Source organism: Pseudorhodoferax sp. Leaf274 (assembly GCF_001422445.1).
Taxonomy (GTDB): Bacteria; Pseudomonadota; Gammaproteobacteria; order Burkholderiales; family Burkholderiaceae_C; genus Pseudorhodoferax.
In genome coordinates this window covers 282,173-306,653 of sequence record NZ_LMNA01000003.1, presented here as the reverse complement: position 1 = coordinate 306,653, position 24,481 = coordinate 282,173, and the positions used below count along the sequence as shown (strand labels likewise).

Below are 24,481 nucleotides of genomic sequence, written 5' to 3'. Positions count from 1 at the left end.
TCAGCCCAGTAACGGGTTCAGGGGAATATTTGTCATGAGCACGGTACAAAAAGAAGTCGACGAGCGCACCAACCTCACGACGAGCAACAAGTTCGAGCTGCTGCTGTTTCGCCTCGGCGCCACGCCCAATTCCCAGCACCGCGAGCTGTTCGGCATCAACGTCTTCAAGGTGCGCGAGATCATGGTCATGCCCACCGTGACGGCCGTGGCCAACTCCACCGCCCACATGATGGGCGTGACCAACATCCGCGGACAGGTGATCCCGGTCATCAACCTGCCGGCGGCGGTGGGCTGCGTGCCGCAGACCGGCCTGAACATCCTGCTGGTGACCGAGTACGCGCGCACCACCCAGGGCTTCGCCGTCGAGGAGGTGGACGAGATCGTGCGCCTGGACTGGAACCAGGTGCTCTCGGCCGAAGCCAACACCTCGGCCGGCGGCCTGATCACCAGCATCGCCCGGCTCGATGGCGACGTGCACAACACGCGCCTGGCCCAGGTGCTGGACGTGGAGCAGATCCTGCGCACGGTGATGCCCCCTGTCGGCCCGGAGATCACGGACGAGGCCGTCGGCCCGCGCGTGAGCCTGCCGCAGGGTTCGGTGATCCTGGCGGCCGACGACTCGCTGATCGCCCGCTCGCTCATCGAGAAGGGCTTGTCGACGCTGGGCACGCCTTACATCATGACCAAGTCGGGCCGCGAAGCCTGGGACAAGCTGCAGGACCTGGCCGCCAAGGCCGAGGCCGAAGGCAAGCCGGTCTCCTCCAAGGTGGCACTGGTGCTGACCGACCTGGAGATGCCCGAGATGGACGGCTTCACGCTCACGCGCAAGATCAAGCAGGACCCACGCTTTCGCTCGATCCCGGTGGTGATCCACTCGTCGCTGTCGGGCACCACGAACGAAAGCCACGTGAAGACCGTGGGCGCCGACGCCTACGTGGGCAAGTTCGTCATCGAAGAGTTGGCCGACACCATCCGCAAGATGCTGCGGGTGGCCAGGCAGGCCGCCTGACCGGCGGGTCGCCGCCCCCACACCCCACCTTCAGCCCGGCACGGCCTCGGCCAGCGGCCGGTCCCAATGCCGGTGCCGGCCCATGGCATCGGCGAACGCCTTGGCCGTGTCGGGCGCGGTCTCGGCCGTGCCGCGTCCCAGCACCACGCCCGGGTGCCGGGCGAGCGCCTGGGCATCGGACTGGGCCGTGATGTCCAGCAGGCGCAGCAGCGCTGCACCATGTCCCAGCGCACAGACCGCCTTGCCGTGCTTGTAGGCCTCCAGCACGAAGTGGTGGGCAGCGCCGAGTGCCGCCAGCGCCTGCGCGCTGCGTTCGCCGCCGGCCACCAGCACCGCATCGAACACGACCGACGGCATGGTCGCCAGCGCGTGGTCCACCGCGAACTGCCGGCCGCTCTCGGTGGCCACCGCGGCCAGCTGCGGCGCCAGCACGAGGCAGCGCGCACCGGCGTCCTGCAGGGCCTGCAGCACGGGCCGCAGGCCCTGGGTGTCCACCCCGTCGGCCACCAGCACGGCCACCTTGCGCGTGGCCAGCGGGTGCGAGCCCGAAGGGGGTTGGCTGGCCATGCGCAGGGCGGCCGATTCCTCGATGGGCAGCTTGCCGCGCGCCTCGCGGAAACCGGCGCGGCCGGCTGCCGCCTTGGGGTCGGGCGTGAGGCCCAGGCCCGACGCCACCTTGCGCGCCAGCATGGCATCGACGTGGGCCAGGTTGTCCACCATGCGCTGGCGCACCTCGGGGTGCTCCAGCTTGGCCAGCTCGAAGCGGAAGGCGGCCACGATGTGCTCTTTTTCGGCCGGGCCCTGGCTGTGCCAGAACAGCGCCGCCTGCGAGAAATGGTCGTCGAACGAAGGGCTGCGCTGGCGGATGCGCGGCGTGCCCGTGGCCGCCTGGAACTCCTGGAAGCCCTGCGGCCCGCCATCGACGCGGAACTCGGCACCGCCCTGCCCCAGCGTGTTCGGCTCGTAGGCCGCGCGGCCGCGGTTCACCGTCTGGCGGTGCATGCCGTCGCGCTGGAAGTTGTGGAACGGACAGACACCCCGGTTGATCGGGATCTCGTGGAAGTTCGGGCCGCCCAGCCGCGAGAGCTGCGTGTCGGTGTAGGAGAACAGCCGGCCCTGCAGCAGCGGGTCGTTCGTGAAGTCAATGCCCGGCACGATGTGGCCCGGGTGGAACGCCACCTGCTCGGTCTCGGCGAAGAAGTTGTCGGGGTTGCGGTCCAGCACCAGCTTGCCCACGCGCTGCACGGGCACCATCTCCTCGGGCACGAGCTTGGTCGGGTCCAGGATGTCGAAGCCCAGCTGGTCGGCCTTGCTCTCGTCGATGATCTGCAGGCCCAATTCCCATTCGGGAAACTCGCCACGCTCGATGGCTTCCCAGAGGTCGCGCCGGTGGAAATCGGGGTCCATGCCGGCCAGCTTCTGCGCCTCGTCCCAGGCCAGGCCGTGCACGCCCAGCCGCGGCTTCCAGTGGAACTTGACGAACACCGCGCCGCCGCCCGCGTTGACGAGGCGGAAGGTGTGCACGCCAAAGCCTTCCATCATGCGGTAGCTGCGCGGGATGGCGCGGTCGGACATGGCCCACATCAGCATGTGGGTGGTCTCGGGCATCAGCGAGGCGAAGTCCCAAAAGGTGTCGTGTGCGCTCGCGGCCTGCGGCATCTCGTGGTGCGGCTCGGGCTTGACGGCGTGGATCAGGTCGGGGAACTTCATCGCGTCCTGGATGAAGAACACCGGGATGTTGTTGCCCACGAGGTCGTAGTTGCCCTCGGACGTGTAGAACTTGACCGCGAAGCCGCGCACGTCGCGCACCGTGTCGGCCGAACCGCGCGAGCCGGCCACGGTGGAAAAGCGCACGAACACGGGCGTGCGCTGCTCCGGGTCCTGCAGGAAGGCGGCGCGCGTGTAGGTGGCCAGCGAGCGGTAGAGCTGGAAGTAGCCATGCGCGCCCGCACCACGCGCGTGCACCACCCGCTCGGGGATGCGCTCGTGGTCGAAGTGCGTGATCTTCTCGCGCAGGATGAAGTCTTCGAGCAGCGTGGGGCCGCGCACGCCGGCCTTCAGCGAGTTGTGGTTGTCCGCGATCCGCAGGCCCTGGTTGGTGGTCAGCCCGGCCGCCGCCGTGGCATCGGCCGCCACGAAGGATTGCATCTGCTGTTGCTTGGGGCTGGTTCCCGCCCGCTGTCCCTTGGCGCCGCTGGCGTCCTTGCGCGCCATGGAGTCAGGCGTCCACGCAGCAGGCGATGGCACGGCCCACGGCCAGAAGTCCCAGCACGCCCACGATGCCCGCGACGGCCCAAACGACGATTTCCATGACCTGCTCCCCTGTGCGCGAATGACGATGCGCACAAGCCTAAGGGCGGACCGTGACGGTGCCGGTAGTTGCCAGCGGCAGCGCGTTGTCGGACCAGCCTGCAAGCACCGGTAGGAAGCCAACTACAGCAGCACCGCGGCGGCTTCGGCCAGCGAATCGACCCAACCGTCGGCGTCCACCGCGCGCACCGGCTGGCCATGGTTGTAGCCATAGCTCACCAGCACCACGGGGCAGCCGGCCGCGCGCGCGGCCTGGGCGTCGTTGCTGGAATCGCCCAGCATCAGCGTGCGGCCGGGCGCACTGCCCAGGGCCTCGCAGGTGCGCAGCAGGGGCAGCGGGTCGGGCTTCTTGCGCGGGAAGGCGTCGCCGCCGAAGACGTGCGAGAAATAGCCGTCCAGCCCCTTGTCGCGCAGCAGCGCGCGCGCGAAGCCGGTCGGCTTGTTGGTCAGGCAGGCCAGCGCCAGGCCCCGGGCCTTCAGCGCCTGCAAACCGTCGACCACGCCGGGGTAGACCTGCGAATGGCGGCCGTTCACGTCCGGGTAATGGCGCTGGTAGCTGGCCCAGGCCGTGTCGTACAGGCCGGGGTCGGCCTGCACGCGGGCCAGCACGCTGCGGATCAGGTGCTCCGAGCCCTTGCCCACCATGTCGGCCACGGCGGCGGCCGGCACGGCCGGAAGCGCCAGGTCGGCCAGCATGCGGTCCAGCGCGGCGCTGAAATCGCCGAGCGTGTCGACCATGGTGCCGTCGAGGTCGACGATGGCCGCCTGCAGGGGCGCCCGGAGCGGGGAGACGGAAGTCGGCAACGGTTCGGCGCGAACGGGCAGCATGCGGGGTCCTTGGGCGATGGAGCTCCAGCCGGAGCATTTGCCGGCGATTGTGTCCCGCGTGGTTTCAGCCGGGCTTGAACTGCCGGTAGACCTCCTGCGAGACCTTCATGAGTTCGGCACGGTCGGCGTCAGCCGAAATGGCATAGCCGAAGCCGTTCTCGACCCAATAGAACACGTTGACCGCGCCGTCCTGGCCGAAGCGGAATGCGGCGTCGGCACCGGCCACCTCGCGCGTGACGTACAAGGTCAGCCGCTTGCCATCGGCCGCGCCGTACATGAACTGCGCCACCGGGGCCTTCTCCCCGGGCAGCAGCCGCCCGCCGATCAGCGCGTAGCCCAGTGGCGCCAGTGCAGGCGCGCGCACCTCGCTGCCCATGCGCCGGGTGAGCCAGGTCACCAGGGCCTGTTCCTGATCGGCGCCCACTTCCACGGGGCGCCGCTTGTCGGGGCTGTAGACCGCGTGCGCGATGGCCGCACGCTGCGCGAAGCCGCTCAGCGCCGAGCCGCTGGCGAATGCGTGCGCCGCGCCCGCGTCCACCATGCCGCGCAACGACCAGGCCGCGCCCGCGCTCACGGTGGCGATGGCCACGCCCGCGGCCAGCGCGCGCCACGCGAACGCTGCGCGCGCCGGGCGCACCGCCAGCCGCGGCGGCACCGGCTCGTCGCGCACCGGGGCCAGCAGGCCGCGCAGCAGCGCGTTCTGCTGCTGCCAGCCGCGCACGTGGGCCTGCGCGTCGGGATGCGCGGCCAGGAACTGCTCGACCTGCGCCAGCCGCGCGGGTGCCAGTTGGCCATCGGCATGGGCGTGCAGATCGGCTTCGGTCACGGGCGGGGGCTGGCCCGCGCCGACGGCGTGGATTCGGGGATCGTCCATGGTCATTTCACGCGCCGGATCCGGTCGGTCACCTGGCCCGCGCGCTCGCGGCCCGCACGCCCGGGATCCGGCCCTTGCAGTTCCTCCTGCAGCCGCGCGCGGGCCCGCGACAGCCGCGACATCACGGTGCCCAGCGGCACGCCGACGGCGCCGGCCACCTCCAGGTAGCTCATCTCCTCGACCGCCACCAGCAGCAGCACCTCGCGCTGCTCGGGCGGCAGGCGCTGCAGGATGCGCTCGAGGTCGCGCAGCTCCAGCGCGTCGGTCTGCAGCGGGCGCTGCGGCTGCTCGGGCAGCGCGTCGCCGGCGCTGTCTTCGGGCCGGCTGCGCTGGGCGCGCAGGCGGTCGACGAACTGGTTGTGCATGATCCCGAACAGCCAGGCCCGCACCTCGCCCTGCCGGCGCCACAACGCCAGGCGCGCGCAGGCGCGCTCCAGCGTGTCCTGCACCAGGTCGTCGGCCCGGTCGCGGTCGGCCAGCAGCGCCCGCGCATAGCGGCGCAGGCTGGGGATGCAGGCCACGATCTCGGCTTCGTCCTGGGAGCGCATGGGCGCCAAGTGTCGGCGGTCCGGCCGCTCACTTGGCGATGTGCCAGACCTCCTTGAAGTTGTCGCCCGCCACATCGCCGGCCTTCTTGTCGGACGCATAGGCGTAGACCGGCTTGCCCTTGAAGGCCCACTGCCTGGCGCCATCGTCGCGCGTGACCACGGTCAGCTCGCCGGCGGGCTTGGCGTCGGCATCGGCCATGGCGGGCGGCCACAGCGTGGCGCAGGGGCCGTTGCACATGCTCTTACCGCTGCCGGCCACGTCCCTGTCGAAGGTGTAAAGCGTCATGCCGCTGGCGTTGACGAGCATGCCGCCGGCCATCTTCGGGGCGGGCTCGGCCTGGGCCGGCAGCGAGAAAGCGGCAGCAACGGCCACGGCGAGGGTGGAAAGCAGACGGGTGTTCATGGTGCGGTCTCCGCAAGGGGTTGAGGAACACTGGCATGGACGTGCGGGCGCACGCGCTTATTCCACCGCCCTCCAAAAAAATTGCCGCGGCCCATCCCGGCGGATGGCCCGGGCACAAGCTGTGACAGTTCGGCCCGGCCCGGCCATGTAGACTGCGCGGTTTTTTCGAATCCGTCGGCATGGTGCAAGCGTCACGGCACACAGGCACGCCCGACTCGGCACTGGTCCGTCTGCTGGCCCGCCTGGCCGGGTCGGACGTGCGCGAATCCCCGCAGGGCTTTGCGGACCGCCTGGGGCTGTGGCTCCGGTGGACCGATGCCACGCCCCTCTTCACGGCCTTGAAGGACGTGCCGCAGGCGCGGCCTGCCGCCGGCGACCCCGCCAGGGCGGCGGCGGCGCTGCAGACCCTGGCCGGCGCGGCCGCGCGGCTGCGCAGCGCGCTGGCCCGCGCCATCGCCGAGGAAACGGCGGCCGCCACCGTGGAATTCCGCGCGCCGCCGGTGCCGCTGCCCGGCGAGGTCAAGGAAGCCACGCCGGGCTTTCCGCCCTACCGGCGCTGCGTGCTGGCGCGCCAGTCGGCCATGGCCGCGGGCATCGCACCCTTGCGCGGCCGCCTGCGCATGGCCCTGTCGGCGCGCTCGCCGGCGCTGGCCCGGCTGGCCACCGTCGACACGGTGCTGGAACAGGTGATCGGCAACCAGGAGCACCGGCTGCTGGCCGGCATCCCCAAGCTGCTGGAAAAGCGCTTCCGGCAGCTGCGCGATGCGCATGGCGACGAGGCCGTGGACGACTGGCCCGCGCTGTTCCAGCAGGAAGTGCAGAGCGTGCTGCTGGCCGAACTGGATCTTCGATGGCAACCGATCGAAGGGCTCATGAAGACCCTTCGCGCAAATTGATGGAACCACCCCGTTCGAACGGCTGGGTGGCGCGCCAACGCAATGGATTGAGATGCAAGCAAGTCCCATGAACCGAGTCCTCCACCACGCCGTCCTGCTCGCCGGCCTGGCCTGCATTGCCTGGGTCGGCGCCGGCTATGCCGGCAGCAGCCACCTGCTGGCGCTGGCCATCACCGCGCTGATCGGCGCGTTCTTCGTGTTCGGCGCGCTGGAGCTGTGGCGCTTTCGCCAGGCCACCGACCAGCTGGCCGGCGTGCTGGCCGCCAGCAGCGCGCCGCCCGCGGCGCTCGGCCCCTGGCTGGAACGGCTGCCCGCCACGCTGCGCCACCCGGTGCGCCTGCGCATCGAGGGGCAGCGCGTGGCCCTGCCCGGCCCCACGCTCACGCCCTACCTGGCCGGTTTCCTGGTGCTGCTGGGCATGCTGGGCACCTTCCTGGGCATGGTGGTCACGCTGCGCGGCACCGGCCTGGCGCTGCAGGGCGCGACCGACCTGGCCAGCGTGCGCGCCGCGCTGGCCGCACCCGTCACCGGCCTGGGCGTGGCCTTCGGCACCTCGCTGGCCGGCGTGGCAGCCTCGGCCACGCTGGGCCTGGCCGCGGCGCTGGCGCGGCGCGAACGCCTGCTGGCCGGCCAGCAGCTCGACCAGCTGGCCAGCACCGTGCTGCGCCCCTTTTCCGAAGCACAGCGGCGCGACGACTCCTTCCAGCTGCTGCGCCAGCAGGCCGAGGCCATGCCCGCGCTGGTGGACAAGCTCAGCGCCCTGGTGCAGGGCATGGAGCGCCAGGGCCAGCAGCTGCACGAGCGCCTGTTGGCCGACCAGCAGGGCTTCCACAGCCGCACCGAGGCCGCCTACACGGGCCTGGCCGGTGCGGTGGACCGCTCGCTCAAGGACAGCCTGGCCGAAAGCGCCCGCCTGGCCGGCGCCGCGATCCAGCCCGCCGTGGAGGCCACGATGGCCGGCGTGGCGCGCGAGGCCGCGGCCCTGCACGCGGGCGCGGCCCAGGGCGTGCAGCAGCAGCTCGAGCAGCTGGCGCAGCGCTTCGCGGCCAGTGCCGAGGGCGTGTCGCGCGCCTGGACCGAGGCCCTGGCCGAGCAGCGCAGCAGCCAGGCCGAACTCGGCAGCGGCCTGCAAGGCAGCCTGAACGGCTTCACGCAGAGCTTCGCGCAGCGCTCGGTGGAGCTCGTGGAGCAGGTGTCCGCGCAGCTCGCGCGCAGCACCGGTGCGCTGGAGCAGCACTGGCAAGACAGCCTGGCCCGCCACGCGCAGGCCAACGCGTCCCTGGCCAGCGACACGCACGCGGCCCTGGCCGGCACCACCGCGCAGTTCGCCCAGCACACGGCCACGCTGCTGCAGACGGTCGAGCAGGCCCACGCGCAGCTGCAGCACCAGGTGGACGCGCGGGACGCGCAGCGCCTGGCGGCCTGGTCCGAGGCCCTGGCACGGCACGAGCTGGCCACGCAAACGCTGGCCAGCGACACGCAGCAGGCCCTGGCCGCCACGGCTGCCGGCTTCGGCGCCCACGCGCAGGCCTTGCAGCAGGGCGTGGCCCAGGCCCATGCAGACCTGCAGGCCCAGGCCGCTGCACGCAACGCCGAGCAGCTCGCGGCCTGGAGCGAGGCGCTGGCCCGGCACGAGGCCGCGCAGCAGACCCTGGCCAGCCACACGCGCGAAGCGCTGGCCGGCGCCAGCAGCGGCTTCGTCGAACAGGTCGCCACGCTGCAGCAGCAGGTGGCGCAGCGCGACGCCGAGCGCCTGGCGGCCTGGACCGAGGCACTGGCGCAGCACGAGCGCAGCACCCAGGCCCACGGCACCGAGACGCGCCAGGCCCTGGCCAGCGCAGCCGACGGCTTCTCGCACCATGCCGCCGTGCTGCAGGCCACCGTCACCCGGGCCCATGCCGAGCTGCAGGCCCAGGCCGAGGCGCGCGACGCCGAGCGCCTGGCCGGATGGAACGAGACCCTCACGGCCATGTCGGGCCTGCTTGCGGCGCAGTGGCGCGAGGCCAGCGCGCACAGCCTGGAGCAGCAGCAGCGCATCTGCGCCGCGCTGGCCGAGACGGCCCAGGCCATGGGCGAGCGCGCCGAGGCCCAGGCCAGCGCCACCGTGGCCGAGATCGGCCGGCTGGTCGACGCCGCGGCCCAGGCGCCGCGCGCGGCTGCCGAGGTCATCGCCGAACTGCGCGACAAGCTCACCGACAGCATGGCGCGCGACAACGCCATGCTGGACGAACGCGCCCGCGTGCTGGACACGCTGCGCACGCTGCTGGACGCCGTGAACCACGCCTCCAGCGAGCAGCGCGCCGCCATCGACGCGCTCGTGTCGGGCTCCGCCGAACTGCTGGAGCGCGCCGGCGAGCGCTTCGCCACGCAGGTCGAGGACCAGGGCAGCCGGCTGGCCGCGTCGGCCGCGCAACTGGGCGCGGGCGCCGCCGAGGTCGCCAGCCTGGGCGAGGCCTTCGGCGCCGCCGTGCAGCTGTTCAGCGCATCCAACACCCAGCTGGGCGCGCACCTGCAGCAGGTCGACGAGACGCTGGGCAAATCGATCGCGCGCAGCGACGAGCAGCTGGCCTACTACGTGGCCCAGGCGCGCGAGGTGATCGACCTGTCGCTGCTGTCGCAAAAGCAGATCGTGGAAGACCTGCAGCGCCTGGCCAGCGAGCGCAGCGCACAGGCCGTGCCCGCATGACCGCCGACGAGCTCGACGACGGCCTCGGCCACGATGCCGCCGCCCCGGTCTGGACGGCCTTCGCCGACCTGATGGCCGGCCTGCTGGGCGCCTTCGTGCTGATCCTGGTCGGCGTGATCGGCATGCAGCTGGAGCTGGACACGCGGCTGCAGGCCGAGATCGCCCAGCGCCAGGCCCAGGCGCAGCGGCTGCAGACGCTGGAACAGGCCCTGTCCGGCCCGCTCGCGGCCGGCCGCGTGACGCTGGACAACGGCCGCATCGGCATCAGCGGCAGCGTGCTGTTCGCCTTCAACTCCAACGAACTGCAGCCCGAGGGGCGCCAGCTGCTGCAAAGCCTGGCCGGCCCGCTGGCCAGCTATCTGCAGCAGCGCGACGAGATCCTGATGGTCAGCGGCTTCACCGACGACCGCCAGGTGCGCGCGAGCAACCGCCAGTTCGCCGACAACTGGGAGCTGTCGGCCCAGCGCGCGCTGACCGTCACGCGCACGCTGATCGAGGAAGGCATCCCCGCGTCGGCCGTGTTCGCCGCGGCCTTCGGCTCCGAGCAGGCCGTGGCCTCCAACGCCGATGCCGATGGCCGGGCCCGCAACCGCCGCGTGGAAATGGCGCCGACGCCGCGCCCGGCCCGCACCAACACCAAGCCCCGTGGCTGACCAGCTCGCCAGCACCGCCGCCGACCCGCTGCACGCGCACTTCGTCGCGGCGCTGGCGCGGCGCGCGGCCCAGCGCACGGGCGCCGAGCGCGCGCTGCTGGAGGCACGTCTGGCCGTCCTGCAGGCGCAGCCCCGGCCCGCCGCGCCGCCGCGCGTTGGCGGAACGGCCACCCCCGGCGCCCCGGGCCCGATGGCCGGCCTGCTGCAGGTGCTGCGCCCGCCCGCCGTGCCCAAGGGCCCGCGTGCGGGCCAGGCCGCCGAGCCGGAAATGCTGCAGTTCTTCCGCAGCACCTGGGCCCGGCTCCACGCCGAGAAGCGGTTGAACCACGCGCTGGCCGACGCCCCCGAGAACCCCGGCCCGCTGAATTCGGAACACCTGGTGCACCAGGCGCTGCAGCTCATGCGCGGCTGCGCGCCGGACTACCTGCGGCACTTCATGGCCCAGGTGGATGCGCTCGCCTGGCTGGAGGATGCACAGGCCGAGGCCAGCGCGGCCGCCAAGCCCGCGCCCAGGGCCCGGACGGCCGCCAGGAAGAAGACGCCGCGCGCGAAGAAGGCCTGAGCGGCCCGGCGCGCCGTTCAGCCCGCCAGCGCGGCGCGCATGCTGTCGATCACGCTCTTGTAGTCCTTCTGGCCAAAGATGGCGCTGCCGGCCACGAAGGTGTCGGCACCGGCCGCGGCCACGCGCGCGATGTTGTCGGCCTTGATGCCGCCGTCCACCTCCAGCCGGATGTCCTTGCCGGTGGCGTCGATGCGCTTGCGCACGCGTTCGGTCTTGCGCAGCGCGCTGTCGATGAAGGCCTGGCCGCCGAAGCCGGGGTTCACGCTCATGATCAGCACCAGGTCCAGGTCGTCCAGCACCCAGTCCAGCACGTCCAGCGAGGCGGCCGGGTTGAACACCACACCGGCCTTGCAGCCGGCCGCGCGGATCGCCTGCACGCTGCGGTGCACGTGGGTGCTGGCGTCGGGATGGAAGCTGATCAGGTCGGCGCCGGCCTCGGCGAAGGCGGCTGCCAGTGCATCGACGGGCTGCACCATCAGGTGCACGTCGATGGGCACCGGCGTGCCGTCGGCCTTCTTGCACAGGGGCTTGAGCGCCTTGCAGATCATGGGGCCGAAGGTCAGGTTGGGCACGTAATGGTTGTCCATCACGTCGAAGTGGATCCAGTCGGCGCCAGCGGCGATGACGTTGGCGACCTCCTCGCCGAGCCGCGTGAAATCGGCGGACAGCAGGGAGGGGGCGATGCGGTAGGCAGGAAGGCTGTTGGAGGCGGTCATGGGCGCGCATTTTCGCCGAGCCGGGTATTCCATCCGGGCCAGGGCCGGGCAGGTAGGATGCCGGCCATGCCAAAGTACCAGTTCACCGCAGAGGCGCAACCCCACTACCTGCCGGAGCAGTCCTCGCCGGAGCAGGCGGTCTACAGCTTCGCCTACCAGGTGACCGTCCACAACCGCGGCGACGTGCCCGCGCAGCTCATCGCGCGCCACTGGATCATCACCGACGGCCACGGCCACACCGAGGAGGTCCAGGGCCTGGGCGTGGTGGGCCAGCAGCCGCTGCTGCGGCCCGGCGAATCCTTCCAGTACACCAGCGGTTGCCGCCTGCACACGCCCACGGGCTCGATGCGCGGCAGCTACTTCTGCGTGGCCGAGGACGGCACGCGCTTCGAGGTCGACATCCCGGCCTTCATCCTCGACGCCGACACGGGCACCGGCGGCGGCGCACGGGTGCTGCATTGACCTGCGCGCCATGCCGCAAGACATCAACCGCATCCTCGATGCGCTGGACCCGTCGGCGCCGCTGGCGCACCGCCACATCTGGCTGATCCGGGTGCTGGACTGGGTGCGCGGCGACGGCAAGTCGGTGCCGGCCGCCGTCAGCCGCGTGCAGTTCCTCGTCGAGGCGCTGGAGGCCAGGCCCGAGCTGCTGCCGCGCCTGCGCGCCTGGTGGCGCACCATGGTGCTGACGGTGGACTTCTCGGTGCTGCTGGGCGACCATGGCTTCGCGCCGCGCACGGCCTTCGCCAGCGAGTTTGCCGAGCGGCTGCGGCGCAAGCTGCTGCCCGGCACGCCCGAGACGGTGGACGCCTCGGCGCTGTTCTCGCTGGCGTTCCCGCGACGCATCGACGGCGCCTGGCTGGCCGCGCTGGACGAGCCGCTGCTGCAGCGCCTGGCCCGGCAGCTGTCCGACCCGGAAGACCCGCGCACGCCGCCCTGGCAGAGCATCGTGCTGGACGCCATCACCTACTGCGCCGGCCAGATCCAGGCCAACGGCTTCGCGCCCGAACTGCGCCTGCGCATGGGCCCCAAGGCACGCAACGACCGTGCCTTCCACGCGCTGGTGGGCGATGTGGACCAGCTCGCACGCGCCGTGCGGCAGACCGCATCGCAGGAGGCGGTGGACGCCGCCGCCCAGCAGCTGCGCGAGCGGCTGGAGGCCTGCCGCCAGGCCGTCAACGATGTCTATGCGCACCTGGAGGAGAACGGCATCTCGGTCGGCGTGGTGTTCCGGCTGCGCCAGCTGCGCGAGCGCATCCTGCGCGTGCGCGAGCTGCTGGACATGCTGCTGGGCGGCAGGCCGCTGCTCAGCGGTGCACGCCTGATCGCGCGGCTGGCCCAGGCCGAGCAGGACAAGAAGAGCCTGCGCGCGCTGGTCACGGCCAACTCCTCGCTGCTGGCCGCCAAGGTGGCCGAGCGCAGCGCCGAGACCGGCGAGCACTACATCACGCGCGACCGCGGCGCCTACCTGCAGATGCTGCGCAAGGCGGCAGGCGGCGGCTTCCTGACCGGCTTCACGGTGCTGCTCAAGTTCAGCATCATGGCCATCGGCCTGTCGGCGTTCTGGGGCGGCTTCTGGGCCGGTGTGTCCTACGCCGCGAGCTTCGTGCTGATCCAGCTGCTGCACTGCACGCTGGCCACCAAGCAGCCGGCCATGACGGCGCCGGCCATGGCGGCCAAGCTCAAGGACCTGACGGGCGATGCGGTGACGCGCTTCGTCGACGAGATCACCCACCTCACGCGCTCGCAGGTGGCGGCCGTGCTGGGCAACCTGCTGGTGGTGGTGCCCACGGTGCTGGCCATCAGCCTGTCGATGCTGCACACGCTGGGCCATCCGCTGCTCGACGCCAAGGGCGCGCAGTACGTGCTGCAGTCGCTGGACCTGCGCGGCCCCACGCTGCTGTTCGCGGCGTTCACGGGGGTGCTGCTGTTCGTGGCCAGCATCGTCGGCGGCTGGGCCGAGAACTGGTTCGTGCTGCACCGGCTCGATTCCGCGCTGCGCTACAACCCGCGCATCACGCGCGTGCTGAACCCCGGCCGCGCTGCGCGCTGGGCCGCCTACATGCGCGAGAACATCTCGGGCTTCGCCTCCAACATCACGCTGGGCTTCATGCTGGGCCTGGTGCCGGCGTTCCTGGCGTTCTTCGGCATCGGCCTGGACGTGCGCCACGTGACGCTGTCGGCCGGCCAGCTGGCCGCCGCCGCAGCCGCCCTGGGACCCGCCGTGCTGCGCGAGGACGCCTTCTGGTGGTGCGTGGCCGCGATCCCGCTGATCGGCGCGCTGAACCTGGCGGTCAGCTTCTACTGTGCGTTCCGCGTCGCGGCGCGCGCGCACAACGTGAGCAACGTGGACCGCGCCCGCATCTACGCCGCCATCCGCGCACGGCTGCGCCACCGGCCGCTGCAGTTCTTCCTGCCCAGCGGGCGGCCCGCTGCAGCCGCCGCGGCCGACACGGCCGCCCCGACCGACAACGACACCCCAAGGAGAGCCCCGACCGATGCAGGACCTGCTGACCTTCTGGAACGCTGACGGCGCCAGCGCCAGCCTGCCCACGCTGGCCTGGTCCCTGGTGCTGGCCTTCGCGGCTGCGGCCGGCTACCTGGTGCAGCGCCACAGCGGCCTGCCCAAGGTGGCGGGCTATTCGGTGGTGGGCGCCATCGCCGGCTTCTTCGGCTTCGCCGACGCGGCCTGGCCGCTGACCGGCAATGCGCTGTTCCTGCTGGAGATCGCGATCGCCGTGGTGCTCTTCGAAGCCGGCGCGCGCATCTCGCTGCGCTGGTTCCAGCACAACCCCATGGTGCTGGTGCAGTCGCTGGCGGAAACGGTGCTGACCTTCGCTGCCGTGTACTGGCTGCTGCGCCAGTTCGACATGGCGCCCATTGCGGCACAGGCCCTGGCCATCGTCGCGGTGGTGGCCTCGCCCGCCGTGCTCACGCGCGTGGTCATGGACGTGCACGCGGCCGGGCCGGTGACGGAGCGGGCGATCGCGCTGTCCACGCTGTCCACCCTGTACGCGCTGACCATCGGCAGCGCGCTGGCCGGGCTCATCGAGGCCGGCGAGAACACCGGCGTGCTGGAGACCATCGCGCCGCTGTTCAAGCTGCTGGGCCTGTCGCTGGCCGTGGCCGCGCTGCTCGGCCTGGCCATCCGGGCCGCGCTGCGCGTGATGAGCCCGACCAGCGAGAACACCTCCATGCTGCTGCTGGCGCTGATCGCGGCCAGCACCGCGCTGGCCACGCTGGTGGGCGGCTCGGCCGCGCTGTCGGCGCTGCTGGCCGGCCTGCTGCTCAAGCAGCTCAACCCGCGGCCCTGGATCTGGCCGCGCCAGCTGGGCACGGCCGCCTCGATGCTGACGATGCTGATGTTCGTGCTGGTCTCCACGGTGGCAGCCGGCACGGTGTGGACCGCGGCCGGCGCGGCCCTGGTGCTGGGCGTGGTGGGCGTGCGCCTGCTGGCCAAGGTGCTGGGCACGGTGCTGGCCAGCCCGGGCAGCGGCCTCACGCTCTCGCAGGCGCTGTGGACGGGCTGCGCGATGTCGCCGATGTCGTCGGTGGCGCTGCTGCTGGCCTCGCAGTTCGCGCTGGCATCGAAGGCGCACGGCGATGCCATCACGGGCGTGGCCCTGCCCTGCATTCTCATGATGGAAGTGGTGGGCGCGGTGATCGCCACGCTGGCGCTGCGGCGGTCCGGCGAGAGCGGGCGCGACCATGCGCGCGAGGCCGGCGACAGCGGCCGGGGAGCATTGGAATGAGCACGGCCGGCAACGAACCACAACAGCCCATCGGCCTGGAACCCTTCGGCCGGTCGGCCGCGCTGTCGCTGGGCGTGGAGCTGGAGCTGCAGCTCGTCAACACGCACAACTACGATCTCGCGCCCTACGCGCAGGACATGCTGCGCCTGGTGGCCGGGCGCAAGCTGCCCGGATCGGTGGTGCCGGAGATGACCTCCAGCATGATCGAGATCTCCACCGGCGTGTGCACCAGCGCGGGCCAGGCGCTGGACGAGCTCACGCAGCTGCGCGATGCGCTGGTGTCCTGCGCCGACAAGCTCAACATCGCCGTCCTGGGCGGCGGCACGCATGCGTTCCAGCAGTGGCACCAGCAGCGCATCTACGACAAGCCGCGCTTTCGCGAGCTGTCGGCGCTGTACGGCTACCTGTCCAAGCAGTTCACGATCTTCGGCCAGCACGTGCACATCGGCTGCCCGGACGCCGACACCGCGCTGGTCACGCTGCACCAGATGTCGCGCTACATCCCGCACTGCATCGCGCTGTCGGCCTCCTCGCCCTATGTGCAGGGCCAGGACACGGCCTTCGACTCGGCGCGGCTGAACTCGGTGTTCGCGTTCCCGCTGTCGGGGCGCGCGCCATTCGCGCTGACCTGGGACGCCTTCGAGGATTACTTCGCCAAGATGACGCGCACGGGCGTGGTCAAGAGCATGAAGGACTTCTATTGGGACATCCGGCCCAAGCCCGAGTACGGCACGATCGAGATCCGCGTGTTCGACACGCCGCTGACGGTGCAGCGCGCCGCGGCACTCGCCGCCTACGTGCAGAGCCTGGCCGCCTGGTGCATGCACGACAAGCCCTTCATGCCGACGGACGACGACTACCTGGTCTACACCTACAACCGCTTCCAGGCCTGCCGCTTCGGGCTGGAGGCGGTGTATGTCGACCCGGCCACGGGCGAGCACATGGCGCTGCGCGAGCACATCCTGGCCACCATGGACCGCATCGCGCCGCATGCGCGCGAACTCGGCGCCGAGAACGGCCTGGCGCTGCTGCGCGCCGACGTGCAGGCCAGCCGCAACGATGCCCGCTGGCTGCGCGAGCGCCAGGGCGAGGAGCGCCTGCTGGCCGAGGTGGTGCGCCAGGCGGCCGAACGTTTCCGGAACATTTGAGATGGGCGAGTTCGACCTGATCGAGCGCTTCTTCAAGCGCCCCGTGCAGCGCGCCGCGCTGGGCGTGGGCGACGACTGCGCGCTGCTGCAGCCCGCCGCCGGCATGCAGCTGGCCGTCTCCAGCGACATGCTGGTCGAGGGGCGCCACTTCCTGTCCACGGTGGACCCGCGCGCGCTGGGCCACAAGGCGCTGGCCGTGAACCTGTCGGACCTGGCGGCCTGCGGCGCTAGGCCGCTGGCCTTCACGCTGGCCCTGGCGCTGCCCGCGGCCGACGCGGCCTGGCTGGCCCCGTTCTCCGAGGGCCTGCTGGCGCTGGCCGATGCGCACGGCTGCGAGCTCGTGGGCGGCGACACCACGCGCGGCCCGCTCAACATCTGCATCACGGTGTTCGGCGAGGTGCCGCGCGGCCAGGCGCTGCTGCGCTCGGGCGCACGCGCCGGCGACGACATCTACGTGAGCGGCACGATCGGCGACGCCCGGCTGGCGCTGGAGGTGTTCCGCGGCAAGCTGGCGATGCCGCAGCCGGTGTTCACGCAGGCCCGCGCGCGCATGGAAATGCCGACGCCGCGCGTGGCGCTGGGCCTGGCGCTGCGCGGCGTGGCCACGGCGGCGGTGGACGTGAGCGACGGGCTGCTGGGCGACCTGGGCCATATGCTCAAGGCCTCGGGCGTGGGCGCGCGCATCGAGGCAACGGCCGCGCTCGGCCTCATGGGCTGCGCCGATGCGCCGCTCTCGCCGGCCCAGCGGCTGGACTTCGCGCTGGCCGGCGGCGACGACTACGAACTCGCGTTCACGGCACCGCCGTCGGCGCGCGGGCAGGTCCAGGGCGCGCTCGCGCAGGCCCAGGTGCAGGCCACGCGGATCGGCAGCATCACGGCCGAGCCCGGCGTGCGGGTCGTCGATGCCCAGGGCCAGCCGCTGGACCAGCGCTTCGGCTCCTTCGACCACTTCGGCTGACGGCATGCTGCGCCGCCCCTTGCTGCTGGCCTTGCCGCTGGCCGCCCTCGGCTGCACCAGCGCCCCGCAGACGCGCGGCAGCGCGCGCGGCGAGCCGGCCTCGGCCGGCGAGGCGATCCAATCGGACACCAACCGCATGGCCACGCTGGCCATGCGCGACAACCTGTCCAGCCTGATGCTGCTGGCCGACAAGCTGTACCGGCGCAACCCGGCCGAGTGGCGCCGCGCCGGCCAACCCGGCCGCGAGGCAGCGCTCGACAGCCTGGCGGCAGCGATCCGCATGGCCCAGCCGCCGGCTTCGCTGATGGGCCGGCGCGACATCGCCGCCATGGCGCTGTCGCTGCAGCCCGATTTCGCGGGCGACCGCGTGGCGGCATTCGTCTACGCCACCGCCGACATGCTGATCACGGCCCATGGCGGCAAGACCAGTTTCAACCTGCTCGACGGCCTGGAGCCGCAGCTGCTGCACAACGCCGCGCGCAACGTCGAGGCCGCCGCCTGGCTGCTGGCCACGCGCCGCAACACCGCCGGCCAGCCGCTGCTGCTGGCCGACGAGATCAATGCGCAGGAGCGCAACCTGAGCTTCGAGCGCGAGTTCGGCAAGATCATCGGCCGGCTCGACCTGCTGGCCGCCTACCTGACCGAGAAGCTGCGCCGCGCTGCCATCGGCTACGTGCAGAGCCTGCTAGGCGGGCAGTTCTTCCAGTTCCTGCCGGTGCGATAACCCACCCCCGTTTTGCGCTCACTGCGTGTGCGCGCATACCCCTTCGAGGGGACGCCGCCAGCGGCCTGGCAGAGCCAGTTCCGCGGCGGCGCTGGCATGGCCTGCTCCGCGGCCCTCGGCACCGCGAGGTGTTGGCGGACGGTGGGCGACAATCCCGCCCTATGTTTGCCCCGCTCCAGAACGACACGTTCCTGCGCGCCTGCCTGCGCCAGGCCACCGACCACACGCCGATCTGGCTCATGCGCCAGGCTGGCCGCTACCTGCCCGAGTACCGCGCCACGCGCGCCCGGGCCGGCAGCTTCATGGGGCTGGCGACCAACCCCGGCTACGCGACCGAGGTGACGCTCCAGCCCCTGGAGCGCTATCCGCTGGACGCGGCGATCCTGTTCAGCGACATCCTGACCGTGCCCGACGCCATGGGCCTGGGGCTGTCGTTCGCACTGGGCGAGGGCCCGCGCTTCGCGACGCCGGTGCGCGACGAGGCGGCCGTGGCCCGGCTGGCCGTGCCCGACATGGACAAGCTGCGCTACGTGTTCGACGCCGTCACCTCCATCCGCCGCGCCTTGAACGGCCGCGTGCCGCTGATCGGCTTCTCGGGCAGCCCCTGGACGCTGGCCTGCTACATGGTGGAAGGCCAGGGCTCGGACGACTACCGCCTGGTCAAGAGCATGCTGTACGGCCGGCCCGACCTCATGCACCGCATGCTGCAGATCAACGCCACGGCCGTGGCGGTCTACCTGAACGCCCAGATCGAGGCCGGTGCCCAGGCCGTGATGCTGTTCGACAGCTGGGGCGGCGTGCTGGCCGATGGCGCCTTCCAGGAGTTCAGCCTGGCCTACACGCAGCAGGTGCTGGGCCAGCTCAAGACCGAGCACGACGGCCAGCGCATCCCGCGCATCGTGTTCACCAAGGGTGGCGGCATCTGGCTGGAACAGATGGCCGGGCTGGACTGCGAGGTGCTGGGCCTGGACTGGACCGTGAACCTGGGCCAGGCGCGCGCGCGTGTCGGCGACCGCAAGGCCTTGCAGGGCAACCTCGACCCCAATGTGCTGTTCGCGCCGCCGGCGGCCATCGCCACCGAAGTGCGGCGCGTGCTGGACAGCTTCGGCACACCGCACCAGGGCGCCGGCCAGGGACCGACCCAGATCTTCAACCTGGGCCACGGCATCAGCCAGCACACGCCGCCGGAGCATGTTTCGGCACTCGTGGAAACCGTCCACAGCCATTCGCGCCTGCAGCGCAGCTGACACACCTGCGCGGCCTTGCATACACGGCCGCGGGTGTGAATTGCTTGGCAGCCGCTCAACTTATGCACAAAAAAGGTGAGGCGGGGCGCGACGGGCGGCCGCGGTAGGCGCCTGGCCCATCACCAAAAGAATGCCTTGCAAGCTGTTGATTCATAAAGAATCTTCGTTTTGCCCGATTTGCGGGCAGTGCGGCGCGGGGCCTTGATTTGCAAGGACTTGCGGGCGCTTCATGCGGTCTATCAACAAAGTTATCCACAGATTTCCTGGATGACTTTCAAATGGCAAACGAATCAACGACTTAAGTGCATAACCTTGAGTTCACATCAACAACCCTGGCTAGCACTCCCCTAGCATGCTTTTCACCGTTTCCGTGCTCGTGCAGCTGCCGGCGCACAGCCCACTGGCGGGGCCGCTCAGCTACAGCTGCACCCAGCCGCTGGAACCCGGCACGCTGGTGCGCGTGCCGTTGGGCCGGCGAGAGACGCTGGGGGTGGTCTGGGATGTACCGGCGCCGCACGGCGACGCCACGCTGCGGCCCGTGGCCAGCGTGCTGGAAGGCATCGCCCCGCTGAACGCGGCCTGGCGGCAGCTTGTCGCCTTCGCGGCCGATTACTACCAGCGCGCGCTGGGCGAGGTGGCGCTGGCCGCCCTGCCGCCGCAGTTGCGCGAACTGGACGCCGCGCAGTGGCAGCGCAAGCTCTCACGCAAGAGCCGCAAGGCCGAAGCGGCCGTGCCGGCCGAGGCCCCGATGCCTGCGCCGACGACCGAGCAGGCCCAGGCCCTGGCGCAGATGCGCTCGGCCGACGGCCCCTTCCTGCTGTTCGGCAGCACCGGCAGCGGCAAGACCGAGGTCTACCTGCGCGCCGTGCAGGACGCGCTGGCGGCCGACCCGCAGGCCCAGGCGCTGGTCATGGTGCCCGAGATCAACCTGACGCCGCAGCTGGAGGACCGCTTCGTCGCCCGCTTCGCGCCGCTGTTCGGCCGCGCCGCCCTGGTGTCCATGCACAGCGGCATGACGCCGGCACAGCGCCTGGCCGCCTGGCTGGCCGCCCACACCGGCAGCGCCCGCATCGTGCTGGGCACGCGCATGGCGGTGTTCGCCTCCATGCCGGGGCTGCGGCTGGTGGTGGTCGACGAGGAACACGACCCGAGCTACAAGCAGCAGGAAGGCGCGCGCTACTCGGCGCGCGACCTGGCCGTCTACCGCGGCAGGCTGGAAGGGCGCCACAGCGGTCAGGCCTGCCGTGTGCTGCTCGGCTCGGCCACGCCCTCGCTGGAAAGCTGGCACCACAGCCGGCCCGCCGACGAGGGCGGCAAGTACCTGCGCCTGGCCATGCCCAGCCGGGTCGGCGCGGGCCGGCTGCCGGCCGTGCGCCTGGTGGACATGGGCCTGCAGCCGCGCAACACTCAGCTTGCGCCGCAGCTGCTGGCCGCCATCGGCGAGCGCATCGCGCGCGGCGAGCAGGCCATGCTGCTGCTGAACCGGCGCGGCTATGCACCGGTGCTGGCCTGCGGCAGTTGCGACTGGAAGAGTGCCTGCCCGCATTGCAGCGCCTACCGCGTGTTCCACAAGATCGACCGCTCTCTGCGCTGCCACCACTGCGGCTTCGCCGAGCGCGTGCCGCGCGCCTGCCCCGAATGCGGCGACGTGGACCTGGCGCCCGTGGGCCGCGGCACGGAGCGGCTGGAAGAGCACCTGTCCCAGCTCTTCGACGGCATCCAGCGCCCCGGCGCCGAGGGCGAGGACAGGCGTGTGCGGGTGCTGCGCATCGATGCCGACAGCACCCGCCACAAGGGTGCGCTCGAAGAGCAGCTGGCGCAGGTCCACGCCGGCGCGGTGGACGTGCTGGTGGGCACGCAGATGATCGCCAAGGGCCACGACTTTCGCCGCATCACGCTGGTGGCGGCGGTGAACCCGGACGGCGCGCTGTTCTCCAGCGACTTCCGCGCACCCGAGCGCCTGTTTTCACTGCTCATGCAGGCGGCCGGCCGGGCCGGGCGCGATGCCGCGCACGGTGGCGCGAGCGAGATGTGGGTCCAGACGGCCCACCCGCAGCACGCGCTGTTCGCGGCGCTGCGGCGGCACGACTATCCGGCGTTCGCGGCCGGCCAGCTGGCCGAGCGGCTGCAAGCCGCCATGCCGCCGTTCAGTTTCCAGGCGTTGGTGCGGGCCGACGCCCGTACGCAGCAGGCGGCCCATGCCTTCCTGACCCAAGCCAGCGCGGCGGCGGCGGACCTGCCAGGCGCCGACCAGGTCGTGCTGTACCCGGCCGTGCCGACCGCGGTGCAGCGCGTGGCCAACGTGGAGCGCGCGCAACTGCTGGTCGAGAGTGCATCGCGCCGGGCCTTGCAGCAATTCCTGGCCGCCTGGCAGGCCGTGCTGCATGCCACGCGGCGCGCCGAGGGCATCGAGGGCGTGCTGCGCTGGGCCATCGATGTCGATCCGTTGATGGTCTAGGAGCGGCGCGGCGCCTACAGGGCCAGAGACCCGATCAGGTCGCGCGCGAACCGGTTGCGGTTCGCCTCGAACCAGTCGGGCGTGTAGCGCGCCGCGATGGCGCGCGCGGCCTCGCCCAGTGCCGGGGCATGCAGCAGGCGCCGCACCGCCTCGCGCGCGCCGCACTCGGCCGGGTTCCACAGCGCGGCGGCGCCGCAGGCGGCCACGCGCTGCGCCACCTTGAGCTTCTCGAAATCGGCAGGCAGGATCAGCTGCGGCTTGCCCGCCAGCAGGCTTTGGCTGACCAGAGCGGTGGAGCCCTGGTTGATGACGGCATCCGCGTCGGCCAGCACGCGCCCGAGGTGCAGCGGCTCGCGCAGCACGCGCACGGACGTGTGGCGGTAGCGGGCCAGCACCTCGTCGGGCGCATCGCGCCAAACGCACAGCGTGACCGCGTCCGACAGCTGCAACTCGTCCAGCAGTTCGGTGGCACCGGCGCCGCTGCGCAGATGGGCGAACACGCGCCGGCGTTGCCAGCTCTCGGGCCAGGGCACGTCGACGGTGTCGTGGTGGGCCGCCAGCGGCCCCACCCACAGGCCTTCGTGGCGGGGACCATAGGGATCGGTCTCCGGAATGCACTCGAACACCCGGCGCGGGTGGCGCAGGATGTGCGGCAGCGAACTGGCGTGCGGCCCGCCCAAGCGCTGCCCGACCTGCGCAATGGTGTCCGAGACCCGGTCCACGCGCTCCGCGGTGCGCCGGCCCAGTGGCGAGCAGGCGCGCACGCCCGCGTACGGCGGGCAGTCCGGCGGCGGGGCATCGAAACCGTTGGTGAGCTGGAAGGCAGGCAGGCCCAGCAATTGGCTGGTCAGCTGCGCGGCGGGTGCATAGTCCAGCACGATGCATTCGGGCGCCAGGGCGTCGATGAGGCCGGCCCATGCGTCGACCGCCGTCAGCAGCCGTGCCGCGTCATCGAAGCCGGTGGCCAGCAGCACATCGGCAAACGAATCGGCCCGGAACTCGGGGCCGAAGGTCTGCTGCTCCAGCACCGGCGCCTCATGCCGCCGCTGCGACAGCGCCAGCAACGCCGGTGCATCGCGCTGGCTGCGCGGCACCACCCAGACCGGCTCGCCGCCCTGCTGCTCGACCATGCGCGCGACGGCCAGCAGGCGCGACAGGCGACCGAAGTTGCGCCCGTGCTCCCAGGCCAGCAGCACGCGTGGACGGCGGCGCTCGGCGATCCAGGAAGGACTTTTTTGCGAGGCATCGCGCCCGTGAACAGCGGCCAGGATCTCCATTGCATCCACTCCAATTTCATGTTGTTACATTTTTGGAATGTATGCAGTGCGCGATGGGCGCACAAGCGGTGCGCCGCGCCCGAAGGCGCAATCCGTTAAGTGCTACCGCGCCTGGCGGCTCAGCCGAGCGCGCGCAACCAGCCCAGGCCGGCGCGCGTGCCGGCGGCCGGGCGGTATTCGCAGCCCACCCAGCCCGCATAGTCCAGAGCGTCGAGCACCTTGAAGAGATGCGGGTAGTTCAACTCGCCCGTGTCGGGCTCGTGGCGCGCCGGCACGCCCGCGATCTGGATGTGCCCCACGCGCCCGGTGGGCAGGTAGCGGCGCAGCTTCGTCTCCAGGTCGCCCTCGACGATCTGGCAGTGGTACAGGTCCATCTGCACTGCCAGGCCCTGTGCACCCACGGCCTCGATCACGGCATGCGCCTGGTCCTGCCGCTGCAGGAAGTAGCCCGGCATGTCGCGGCGGTTGATGGGTTCGATCAGCACGGTGCGGCCGGCCGCCCGCGCCTCGCCTGCGGCCCAGGACAGGTTGGCACAGTAGGTGTCGTGCAGGCGTGCCCGGTCGGCATCCGCGGGCACCAGGCCCGCCATCACGTGCAGGCGCGGGCACTGCAGCGTCTCGGCGTATGCCAATGCCCGGGCGAAACCGCTGCGGAATTCCGCCTCGCGCCCGGGCAGCGCCGCGATGCCGCGCTCGCCGGCCTCGAAGTCGCCTGGCGGCGCGTTGAACAGCACCTGCGAGAGGCCCGCGCCCTGCAGCCGCGCGGCGATCTCGTCCGCCGCGAACGCATACGGGAACAGGAACTCGACGCCCTGGAAGCCGTCCTGCGCCGCTGCCGCGAAGCGGTCCAGGAAGTCGTGCTCGTTGTACATCATGCTCAGGTTGGCGGCGAAGCGGGGCATAGGGTCTCCGGTCGAATCGTTGTGCGCGTCTTGTACCACCGGTTCTCCGGCATCGGCTTAACAGCGGTGCCATCGCGCCGCATAATGGCGCCCCAGGACGGACCGCCCCGACGGCCAGGCGCTGGCGGCAGCCACGGAACCGCCCTTCCGCCGCAATGCAAGAACAACGCCCATCGTCCATCCTGTCCGGCCCGTTCGCGGGCCAGCCCAGCCGCCGGCTGCAGCCCCGCAATGCATTGCGCTGGCCGGCCACCATCCAGATCCTCGGCGGCAGCGAACGGCAGGGCACGACGGTGGACCTCAGCGCAGAAGGCCTGTCGCTCTCCACCGACCGTCCGATCGCGCCGGGCTCGCGCTGCACGCTGCTGCTGCGCCCCACGCCCGACGAGGACTGGCTCAAGCTCGAAGTGAAGGCGGTGTATTCGTCCTATACCGCGCCGGGCGACTTCCGCATCGGCATGGCCTTCCTGCCGCAGGACGCCGAGGGCCGCGACCGCCTGCGCGCCGTCGCCACGGCCCGGGCCTGACGG

General features: G+C 71.7%; 22 protein-coding genes. 14 read left to right on the top strand and 8 right to left on the bottom strand.

Annotated elements, in window-relative coordinates:
- Positions 1-34 precede the first annotated feature (34 nt).
- A complete protein-coding gene (locus ASF44_RS08235) occupies positions 35-1,009 on the top strand; it encodes a chemotaxis protein (RefSeq protein WP_056898715.1) in 975 nt (324 codons plus the stop codon).
- A 30-nt stretch (positions 1,010-1,039) separates the two neighbouring features.
- Here the strand turns inward: ASF44_RS08235 and ASF44_RS08230 are convergent, their stop codons facing one another.
- From ASF44_RS08230 to ASF44_RS08210, 5 genes are all read right to left on the bottom strand, one after another.
- Positions 1,040-3,223: a catalase gene (locus ASF44_RS08230; protein WP_056898714.1), complete on the bottom strand. Its 2,184-nt coding sequence runs from the start codon at positions 3,221-3,223 to the stop codon at positions 1,040-1,042.
- A gap of 219 nt (positions 3,224-3,442) precedes the next feature.
- Complete coding sequence (locus ASF44_RS08225) at positions 3,443-4,147, bottom strand: phosphoglycolate phosphatase (RefSeq protein ID WP_056898713.1); 705 nt, start codon at positions 4,145-4,147, stop codon at positions 3,443-3,445.
- Between the two features lie 64 nt (positions 4,148-4,211).
- On the bottom strand, positions 4,212-5,021 hold the full coding sequence (locus ASF44_RS08220; protein WP_056898712.1) for an anti-sigma factor: 810 nt from the start codon (positions 5,019-5,021) through the stop codon (positions 4,212-4,214).
- Positions 5,022-5,023: 2 nt separating this feature from the next.
- Positions 5,024-5,569: an RNA polymerase sigma factor gene (locus ASF44_RS08215; protein ID WP_082524608.1), complete on the bottom strand. Its 546-nt coding sequence runs from the start codon at positions 5,567-5,569 to the stop codon at positions 5,024-5,026.
- 28 nt (positions 5,570-5,597) lie between these two features.
- Positions 5,598-5,972, bottom strand: a complete 375-nt coding sequence (locus tag ASF44_RS08210) for a hypothetical protein (RefSeq protein ID WP_056898711.1) — start codon at positions 5,970-5,972, stop codon at positions 5,598-5,600.
- A gap of 179 nt (positions 5,973-6,151) precedes the next feature.
- Here ASF44_RS08210 and ASF44_RS08205 point away from each other — a divergent pair, with 179 nt between their 5' ends.
- The 4 genes from ASF44_RS08205 (at position 6,152) to ASF44_RS08190 (ending at position 10,769) form a co-directional block, all read left to right on the top strand.
- Positions 6,152-6,868, top strand: coding sequence for a DUF3348 family protein (locus ASF44_RS08205; RefSeq protein WP_056898710.1), 717 nt, complete (start codon positions 6,152-6,154; stop codon positions 6,866-6,868).
- A 67-nt stretch (positions 6,869-6,935) separates the two neighbouring features.
- Positions 6,936-9,554 carry a DUF802 domain-containing protein gene (locus ASF44_RS08200; protein ID WP_056898709.1) on the top strand — a complete coding sequence of 873 codons (2,619 nt, stop codon included), beginning with the start codon at positions 6,936-6,938 and terminating at the stop codon, positions 9,552-9,554.
- A complete protein-coding gene (locus tag ASF44_RS08195) occupies positions 9,551-10,207 on the top strand; it encodes an OmpA family protein (RefSeq protein ID WP_056898708.1) in 657 nt (218 codons plus the stop codon). The genes ASF44_RS08200 and ASF44_RS08195 overlap by 4 nt, the downstream gene beginning before the upstream one ends.
- Entirely contained in the window at positions 10,200-10,769 is a 570-nt protein-coding gene (locus ASF44_RS08190; protein ID WP_056898707.1) for a DUF2894 domain-containing protein, read from the top strand. The genes ASF44_RS08195 and ASF44_RS08190 overlap by 8 nt, the downstream gene beginning before the upstream one ends.
- 17 nt (positions 10,770-10,786) lie before the next feature.
- Here the strand turns inward: ASF44_RS08190 and rpe are convergent, their stop codons facing one another.
- Positions 10,787-11,485: a ribulose-phosphate 3-epimerase gene (rpe, locus tag ASF44_RS08185; protein WP_056898706.1), complete on the bottom strand. Its 699-nt coding sequence runs from the start codon at positions 11,483-11,485 to the stop codon at positions 10,787-10,789.
- Between the two features lie 66 nt (positions 11,486-11,551).
- Here rpe and apaG point away from each other — a divergent pair, with 66 nt between their 5' ends.
- The 8 genes from apaG to priA all read left to right on the top strand — a co-directional run bounded on the left by apaG (position 11,552) and on the right by priA (position 21,772).
- On the top strand, positions 11,552-11,947 hold the full coding sequence (apaG, locus tag ASF44_RS08180; protein WP_056898748.1) for a Co2+/Mg2+ efflux protein ApaG: 396 nt from the start codon (positions 11,552-11,554) through the stop codon (positions 11,945-11,947).
- A gap of 10 nt (positions 11,948-11,957) precedes the next feature.
- On the top strand, positions 11,958-14,015 hold the full coding sequence (locus tag ASF44_RS08175; RefSeq protein ID WP_082524599.1) for a site-specific recombinase: 2,058 nt from the start codon (positions 11,958-11,960) through the stop codon (positions 14,013-14,015).
- Complete coding sequence (locus ASF44_RS08170) at positions 13,984-15,237, top strand: cation:proton antiporter (protein ID WP_056898705.1); 1,254 nt, start codon at positions 13,984-13,986, stop codon at positions 15,235-15,237. The genes ASF44_RS08175 and ASF44_RS08170 overlap by 32 nt, the downstream gene beginning before the upstream one ends.
- 29 nt (positions 15,238-15,266) lie before the next feature.
- Entirely contained in the window at positions 15,267-16,385 is a 1,119-nt protein-coding gene (locus ASF44_RS08165; protein WP_056898747.1) for a YbdK family carboxylate-amine ligase, read from the top strand.
- A 1-nt stretch (position 16,386) separates the two neighbouring features.
- A complete protein-coding gene (gene thiL, locus ASF44_RS08160; protein WP_056898704.1) occupies positions 16,387-17,343 on the top strand; it encodes a thiamine-phosphate kinase in 957 nt (318 codons plus the stop codon).
- A gap of 4 nt (positions 17,344-17,347) precedes the next feature.
- Positions 17,348-18,067, top strand: coding sequence for a hypothetical protein (locus ASF44_RS08155; RefSeq protein WP_056898703.1), 720 nt, complete (start codon positions 17,348-17,350; stop codon positions 18,065-18,067).
- Positions 18,068-18,228: 161 nt separating this feature from the next.
- The gene (gene hemE / locus ASF44_RS08150) at positions 18,229-19,314 is read left to right on the top strand and encodes a uroporphyrinogen decarboxylase (protein ID WP_056898702.1); all 1,086 of its coding nucleotides are present in this window, start codon (positions 18,229-18,231) and stop codon (positions 19,312-19,314) included.
- A 352-nt stretch (positions 19,315-19,666) separates the two neighbouring features.
- Positions 19,667-21,772, top strand: coding sequence for a primosomal protein N' (priA, locus tag ASF44_RS08145; protein WP_056898701.1), 2,106 nt, complete (start codon positions 19,667-19,669; stop codon positions 21,770-21,772).
- 14 nt (positions 21,773-21,786) lie between these two features.
- On the opposite strand, the gene ASF44_RS08140 is transcribed toward priA, so the two are convergent.
- Positions 21,787-23,049 (bottom strand): glycosyltransferase, encoded by a 1,263-nt coding sequence (locus ASF44_RS08140; protein ID WP_056898700.1) that lies wholly within the window; start codon positions 23,047-23,049, stop codon positions 21,787-21,789.
- A 119-nt stretch (positions 23,050-23,168) separates the two neighbouring features.
- Positions 23,169-23,951 carry a 2-oxo-tetronate isomerase gene (gene otnI, locus ASF44_RS08135; RefSeq protein WP_056898699.1) on the bottom strand — a complete coding sequence of 261 codons (783 nt, stop codon included), beginning with the start codon at positions 23,949-23,951 and terminating at the stop codon, positions 23,169-23,171.
- A gap of 155 nt (positions 23,952-24,106) precedes the next feature.
- On the opposite strand from otnI, the gene ASF44_RS08130 reads away from it, so the two are divergent.
- Entirely contained in the window at positions 24,107-24,478 is a 372-nt protein-coding gene (locus tag ASF44_RS08130) for a PilZ domain-containing protein (protein ID WP_056898698.1), read from the top strand.
- Positions 24,479-24,481 lie beyond the last annotated feature (3 nt).